Here is a 6,923-nt window from a genome sequence, read left to right on the forward strand (position 1 = left end):
CAAACAGAGGGAGGCAGACGGACATGATATCCGTAAGTTCTGCCTCCCTGTCACCCGTGATCAGTCGGCTGCCAGCGCAAGGCTGCGGCGTGCCATCATGGTGCTGACGTGGTCTTCGAGGGCCTCGACGACCTGATCGGCCTGCTTGGCGAAGATGTGATCGGCGTCCGGGAAGATCCGGTAATCGACCTGCACGTTCTTCTGGGTGTTCAGCTTGTCCACCAGCTTGTGGATGGCGGGTTCCGGCGCGAGATCGTCCTTGCCGCCAGCGATCATCAGACCACCGCACGGACAGGGAGCCAGAAAGCCGAAATCATAATGCGCCGCCGGAGGGGCCACGCTGATCCAGCCGCTGATTTCCGGACGACGCATGAGCAGTTGCATACCCACGAACGCACCGAATGAATAACCGGCGATCCAGAGCGCACTGGCGTTTGGATTGACGGCCTGCATCCAGTCAAGAGCCGCAGCCGCATCGGAAATCTCTCCGATGCCGCCATCATAGCGCCCCTGTGAGCGACCGACACCACGAGAGTTGTAGCGCATGACCGAGAAACCCATCTTCTCGAACGCACGATACATCGCATACGTGATGCGGTTGTTCATCGTCCCGCCGTGAAGCGGGTGTGGGTGGAGCACCAGCGCCAGTGGCGCATTGGGCTCGTTCGAATGGTGGTAACGTCCTTCAAGGCGGCCATCCGGGCCGGCGAACATAACCTCAGGCATTATGTTTCCGCAGTCTCGGGCTTCCGTCCCTGGGCATGACAGGAAGCCGGTTAGAGGACTCATCCGGATGAGGGCGATGCCTCGCACACTCCGCCGGGTTCGAAAAACGTCTTCGAAAAGACAAAAACCAAAGAGCCTGAGAACACACTGGGCGCTTCAGGAAAGTGTCATCGTGTTTTCACTTGCGTGGGATGGAAGGACGCTTAAACTACCACTATTGAGCCAGAATTGGGCATTGAAGCTGCGTCGGGCGTGTAAAACGTGCCATGCACTGAGTGCAATGCTCATCCGCCGTGGCCTGATGGGCCACCGCAATGGATCTGACCCGGAGTCGCTATCAACATCTGTTGACTGGTCTGCGTGGCCATTCATTCTGTCCTTGCCTTTGGCATGCGGCATTTCTGCAACACACCTCCCGCCTCGTGACGATAATCGATCTTGCAATCGAATCGTGTCTCGTTGGCAACATATAGCGGGGTGAGGGGGCAATTTGCCACATAAATCGTATATTTATGAAAAGACACCCCCAAGGGGAGGCAATCAACGCCTCCAACACCATTCAAAAGCTCACGCCCGATGATCTATCTCGATGCAAACGCGACGGAACCACTGCGACCGGAGGCCCGACAGGCAGCACTCGCCGCGATGGATGTTCCCGGTAATCCGTCGTCGCCCCATAAGGCAGGCCGACAGGCCCGCGCCCTTCTGGACGATGCACGCAGGCGCGTGTCAGCCCGGCTCGGTGTTCATCCCGATAATTGTGTCTTCACTTCCGGCGGCACGGAAGCTAATACGCTCGCCGTTCGGGCTCTGGGCACAGGGCGGCATATTCTCATAAGCGCGACCGAGCACGATGCTGTTCGCAAGGCCCCAGCCGACGGTCATTCCGTTACATTCCTGCCTGTCTTGCCGAGCGGGGTCATTGACCTTGCTGTACTGGAAGAAAGGCTGGCGGACACGGAGGCGGCTAAGCTCGTCTGCGTGATGCTCGCCAACAATGAGACGGGCGTCATCAATCCCATCGGTGAGGTCGCCACTTTGTGCCACGCCGCTGGCGCGTGGCTGCATGTCGATGCCGTGCAGGGGGTGGGGAGACTACCAGTCGATCTCCCATCGCTTGGAGCGGACAGTCTGGCTCTCTCCGGACACAAGTTCGGCGGCATGAAAGGGGCCGGCGCTCTGGTGCTGGCAGGAGATGCTCCGGTTGTCCTTCATCCCCTCCAGGCTGGAGGGGGGCAGGAACGGGGGCGACGCGGAGGCACGCAGGCTCTTCCCGCGATTGCGGCGCTGGCAGCGGCGCTCGATGCGGCGCTCGATCATCCGAGTGACCTGACGGGGCTACGCGACCGGATCAATACCGCCGCTATAAGGTGCGGAACGACGGTGGGCGGAGATGATGCCCACCGTTTGGCGAACACCTCTTGCCTCATTTTGCCGGGCGTGAAGAGTCAGGCGCAACTGATCGCGCTGGATCTGGAAGGATTTTGCGTGTCCGCTGGCGCAGCCTGCTCATCCGGCAAGGTGGGCGGTTCCCATGTTCTCGAAGCGATGGGGCTGGGCGACCTCGCTGGAAATGCAATCCGCGTTTCGTTGCCATGGAACGTGGAGGCGGAGCATGTCGAGCGTTTCATAGCGGCGTATGAACGGATGGCAGCACGGCGGCGGGCAGAGTGACGCGGATCAGCGCGTTATATCGTTCCAGCCGATAAGGGTCGTCCGGGAGTCTTCAAGCCCGATCCGAAAGCCGGGACTGCACAACGCGGCCAGTTCGGCCTCATGCTCATAAGTCGGCATGAGGTGCTGAAGGAGCGCGTTCTTCTGCGTCGCCGGATGAAAATAGATCTCCGAGACGCCGTCCGGCAGATGGGCCGCCAGAGCCGCCACTCTGTCCGCCGTCATGTGCCCACTCCACTCAATGCCGAAACACCAGTCGTTCGTAACCATGCCGGCGGAGCGGATCTGCCAGCGGAGCAGCTTCGTCCATCGCCGCAGGGCAGCGGCACCTAGGGTGTCGGTGTAAGTGCCTGCCGCCATCAGGGGCTCGGGTGGCTCCAGCGGTACGCGCACGGCACGCAGACCGTAGCGCTTGCCGGTTGCGATCATCATCTTCCCCACAGTCGGGTGCAGATGCATGTGCTTGTGGGCGTTGGCGTGGTCGAGCGTGAGACCCGTCCGGGCAAAAGCCGCGAACTGCGCTTCGATCTCCGCCGCAAGCTGACGCCGGACAGCGGGGCTGAAGAAGTAGTTGATGCCGAGCCTGAGCTGATCGGACGGGAATTGCCCGTCCGGAGACACCAGTAGCGGAATTTCGCTAGGGGGAAGGACGCACGGTCCTTCGATCACGACCAGATGCAGTCCGACATGCAGGGTCGGAATCCGTCTGGCGCGTTCGATCGCGTCCTCGACCGCCGGGCCTGCCACCATCAGGCTGGCCGTGGAGAGGACGCCGTCGCGGTGCGCGATCTCTATCGCCTCGTTGGCTTCGACAGACATGCCGAAATCATCAGAGGAAATGATCGCGCGCCGCATGGCAGTCAGATCAGGCCGCGTTACGGTCGCGCAGGAAGTGGAAGAACTCCACACCCTCGCGCAGACGACGCTTCATCATCTGCGGGCTGCGCACCATCTCGCTGACGATGGAGGCGATCTTCGGAGCGCGGAAGTAGAACTTCTTGTAGAACTCCTCCACGCCGTTGAAGATTTCCGTATGCGACAGGTGCGGGTAGTGCAGCGGGGCCATCTGCACGCCGTTCTCGTCGATCAGGTCGGCATGAGATTCATCGAACCAGCCGTTCTCGATCGCCTGCTTGTGCAGGGCCGTGCCCGGATAAGGAGCGGCGAGGGACACCTGCAGCGTGTGCGGGTTGATGTCCTTGGCGAACTTGATGGTTTCCTGAATGGTCTCCCTCGTCTCGCCCGGCAGGCCGAGAATGAAGGTACCGTGGATCTTGATGCCCAGCTCATGGCAGTTCTTGGTGAACTCCCGAGCCACTTCGACGAGCATGCCCTTCTTGATGTTGTGAAGGATCTGCTGGTTGCCGCTCTCGTAACCTACGAGCAGCAGACGCAGGCCGTTGTCCTTCAGAATCTCAAGTGTCTTGCGGGGAACATTGGCCTTGGCGTTGCAGGACCATGTCACACCCAACTTGCCCAGTTCTCTGGCAATAGCCTCCGCGCGCGGCAGATCGTCTGTGAAAGTGTCGTCGTCGAAGAAGAATTCTTTCACCTGCGGGAAATACTGCATCGCCAGACGGATCTCGGCGGCGACATGCTGCGGGCTGCGCGTGCGGTAATGATGGCCACCGACTGTCTGCGGCCACAGGCAGAATGTGCAGCGCGACTTACATCCGCGACCCGTGTAGATCGAGATATACGGGTGCATCAGGTAGCCGATGAAATAGTCTTCGATCCGGAGGTCGCGCTTGTAGACCTCCGTCACGAACGGCAGGCTGTCCATGTTCTCGATCATGGCACGGTCGCGGTTATTGACGATCTCGCCTTCGCTGTTGCGATAGCTGATGCCGTCCACGTCCTTGAACTCGCGTCCCTCGGCGATTTCCTTGATCGTGAAGTCGAACTCGTTGCGAGCCACGAAATCGACGACAGGTGCCTTGAGCAGGCTCTCTTCCGGCTGCACCGCGACCTTGGCGCCGACGAAACCGATCTTGATCTTCGGATTCACGTCCTTGATCATCTGCGCCACTTCCACATCCTTCGTAAAGGACGGCGTGGAGGTGTGGATGATCACGAGGTCGCGGTTTTTCACGTCCTCAAGAATCGGCTCCATTCCCATGTTCGCGGGAGGCGCATCAATCAGACGGCTGCCTTCGACAAGCGCGGCCGGCTGGGCGAGCCATGTTGGATACCAGAAGGATTTGATCTCGCGCTTGGCCTGATAACGGGAGCCGGCACCCCCGTCGAACCCGTCAAAAGTGGGCGGCTGTAAAAACAGGGTCTTCAGCATGGCGCGAAATCCTTAGTTGGGCATTCGCCGAAATAAAAAGTTGCAAACGGGTATCGCCAGCGGCGGCGGCTGGCAAGTGTTAGGTTGCAACACCTGGGCAACAGAACGACATGACGCCACGTATGGCTGTCATGCTGGCGTTCATTGGAGGCGGTGCATTTTCACTGGTTGTCACCCGGAGAAAGTGGTGTGCGATTGGGCGGAACGGAAGAGGCTACCACGGGATGCGCCGAGACATGCATCGTATGTCCCCGCCATGCGACCCGCGATCCTGTCATGCTGCCGACCATGATTCCCGCTGATAGCCAGTCCCGGAAAGGCAGGAGCAGCAAGGGCAGCAGAGACCGCAGTCCGAGTGCCCTGTCCACCGTGAATGCGCACAGCGCCCGGAACACCCAGCCCCAGAGAAAAACCATCACGGGCCATTCGACATGCGGCTGGAGCAGCACGGTCAGAGAGAGCCAGAAAAGCGGCAACTGGATGCACGACGCCATATAACCGGCGGGAGCAAGAGCCCGTACTGTCCGTCCCCACCGCAGTTCATGGCTCAGCAACTCGGAGAATGTCGCTTCAGCGATGGTCGTCCACGTCATGCATCCGGCGATGGCGATGTCCTTGCCTTCAGCGCGTATGAGGTGACCGAGAACGGCATCATCCGCCACATGCGAGACCAGCGCCTCAAATCCACCCACCCGTTCCAGCGTGGTGCGGGACAGGGCCATGGTAGCACCGAGACAGTCCTGTCGCCCGAGGTAACGCGACAGAAGCACGCCGGGCAGGAAATTATGGTTGATCTGGCAGGCCGAGAACAGGCGTGGGAGAAGGTTGCTGGCGGGAAGGCCCGCGTAAATGGTCGTCACCAACCCAACATTCGCAGGCACCAGCGCGGCCACGACCTGACGCAGGTAGTCCGGGCCGACATGGATGTCTGAATCGGAAATGATCAGAATCTCATGCTGCGCCTGGGGCAGCATGTTGATGAGATTTCCAACCTTCCTGTTGTCGCCATGCTGTGCGCCGTTCACCACAAGGGACGTCTCGATGGCCGGGTGACGGGCGCGCAACTGTTCGACCAGCGCGATGGCGGGATCATTGGCGCGCTGGACGCCAAAAACGATCTGGAAAGCCGCAGGGTAGTCCTGCGTGAAGAAGCTTTCGAGAGCTTCCTCCAGTAACGGTTCATCCCCGTGGAGAGGCTTCAGAATCGTGACGGGCGGTAATGGCGAGGGGGTAACGGGCTGCTGGCGTTCATGGGCCCGGAAACACGTTACAAGAACTGCCCCCAGCGCCCCCTGCACGCATCCTGCGATGCCAAGCACATCACAGGCCAGAGCGAGATCGTGGAAAAGAGCCATCAGGACTGCCGGGTTAGTGTCATCGGAAACGCAAGCAGCGGCATATCCGACGCAAGAGGATGAAAAGGCAGCCGCGAAAGCATTGGATCTCAGTCCTCAGCGAAGGTCTTCACTTTTTTGTTCAGAACGGCAATGAGGCCATTCACGCCACCAGACGACAGCGTGGAGCCAAAATCCGAACGCTGAGCAGCTGCCTGACTGATATGCCCTTCCAGAAGCACATCGACAATCTTCCAGCTGCCGTTTTCCTGCCGCATGACATAATCGATTTCCGTGCCGGGCATATTTTCATCAGAGCCGATATGCGTCGTTACGATCTGATCGGAACCGACAGGGGAGGGACGGACATCGGAAGAAAGGGTGAATTTGGCCCCGGCCCCGCGCTTGAAACTCGAAAGGTAACGGGCAACCGTATATTCCCGGAAAACTGATAGAAGTTGCTGTTTCTCGTCAGCAGACAACTGCATGTAGCGGGATGCGCCGACCGATGAGCGCAGGACAGTTTCCAGATCGTAGGCCTGATCGACAACCGGCGTGAGTTTCGCGGAACGCTGGGTGAAATTTCCCGAGCCTTCCTGCTGAATCGAATCGAGCGCCTGATCCAGTGCCTGAATGGGGGTGGTGACGGCTGTCTGAGCATGGGCGGCGACGCCAGAAAAGGAGAGTGCGGCGCCGAACGCGAAAGCGGATAAAGTCGAGAGACGGAATTTGATCATGTTTCTTACGCTCCTGAGGCCATTTTCGCAGACGTCCGCTCCTGCCCGATTCCGACAGCGTTAAGGGCGGTTTTGACGATTTGTGGCGCGTTGAGTTGTGCGATGTTGTATTGCTCGAACTGGCTGTTGTGGTCGATGAACATGTCCGGGAGCGTCATTGTG

6 protein-coding genes are annotated in these 6,923 nt (G+C 59.6%); 1 reads left to right on the forward strand and 5 read right to left on the reverse strand.

Annotated features, from left to right (window positions below):
• Window positions 1-60: 60 nt before the first annotated feature.
• Window positions 61-726 (reverse strand): alpha/beta hydrolase, encoded by a 666-nt coding sequence (locus tag GOB81_RS13665; protein WP_173570983.1) that lies wholly within the window; start codon window positions 724-726, stop codon window positions 61-63.
• A 576-nt stretch (window positions 727-1,302) separates the two neighbouring features.
• Between GOB81_RS13665 and GOB81_RS13670 the strand changes: the two genes are divergently transcribed.
• Window positions 1,303-2,400, forward strand: coding sequence for a cysteine desulfurase family protein (locus tag GOB81_RS13670; RefSeq protein WP_173570984.1), 1,098 nt, complete (start codon window positions 1,303-1,305; stop codon window positions 2,398-2,400).
• 6 nt (window positions 2,401-2,406) lie between these two features.
• On the opposite strand, the gene hpnK is transcribed toward GOB81_RS13670, so the two are convergent.
• The 4 genes from hpnK to GOB81_RS13690 all read right to left on the reverse strand — a co-directional run bounded on the left by hpnK (window position 2,407) and on the right by GOB81_RS13690 (window position 6,761).
• Window positions 2,407-3,255: a hopanoid biosynthesis-associated protein HpnK gene (gene hpnK / locus GOB81_RS13675; RefSeq protein ID WP_173570985.1), complete on the reverse strand. Its 849-nt coding sequence runs from the start codon at window positions 3,253-3,255 to the stop codon at window positions 2,407-2,409.
• 10 nt (window positions 3,256-3,265) lie between these two features.
• Entirely contained in the window at window positions 3,266-4,690 is a 1,425-nt protein-coding gene (hpnJ, locus tag GOB81_RS13680; RefSeq protein ID WP_173570986.1) for a hopanoid biosynthesis associated radical SAM protein HpnJ, read from the reverse strand.
• Between the two features lie 161 nt (window positions 4,691-4,851).
• On the reverse strand, window positions 4,852-6,045 hold the full coding sequence (gene hpnI, locus GOB81_RS13685) for a bacteriohopanetetrol glucosamine biosynthesis glycosyltransferase HpnI (RefSeq protein WP_173570987.1): 1,194 nt from the start codon (window positions 6,043-6,045) through the stop codon (window positions 4,852-4,854).
• An 89-nt stretch (window positions 6,046-6,134) separates the two neighbouring features.
• Window positions 6,135-6,761 carry an ABC transporter substrate-binding protein gene (locus GOB81_RS13690; RefSeq protein ID WP_173570988.1) on the reverse strand — a complete coding sequence of 209 codons (627 nt, stop codon included), beginning with the start codon at window positions 6,759-6,761 and terminating at the stop codon, window positions 6,135-6,137.
• Window positions 6,762-6,923 lie beyond the last annotated feature (162 nt).

This window comes from Acetobacter conturbans (assembly GCF_011516755.1).
Lineage (GTDB): Bacteria > Pseudomonadota > Alphaproteobacteria > Acetobacterales > Acetobacteraceae > Acetobacter > Acetobacter conturbans.

Coding starts and splice junctions, on each gene's coding strand:
- GOB81_RS13670 (WP_173570984.1), top strand. CDS start 1,303: ATGATCTATCTCGATGCAAACGCGACGGAACCACTGCGACCGGAGGCC.
- hpnK (WP_173570985.1), bottom strand. CDS start 3,255: ATGCGGCGCGCGATCATTTCCTCTGATGATTTCGGCATGTCTGTCGAA.
- hpnI (WP_173570987.1), bottom strand. CDS start 6,045: ATGGCTCTTTTCCACGATCTCGCTCTGGCCTGTGATGTGCTTGGCATC.
- hpnJ (WP_173570986.1), bottom strand. CDS start 4,690: ATGCTGAAGACCCTGTTTTTACAGCCGCCCACTTTTGACGGGTTCGAC.
- GOB81_RS13690 (WP_173570988.1), bottom strand. CDS start 6,761: ATGATCAAATTCCGTCTCTCGACTTTATCCGCTTTCGCGTTCGGCGCC.
- GOB81_RS13665 (WP_173570983.1), bottom strand. CDS start 726: ATGCCTGAGGTTATGTTCGCCGGCCCGGATGGCCGCCTTGAAGGACGT.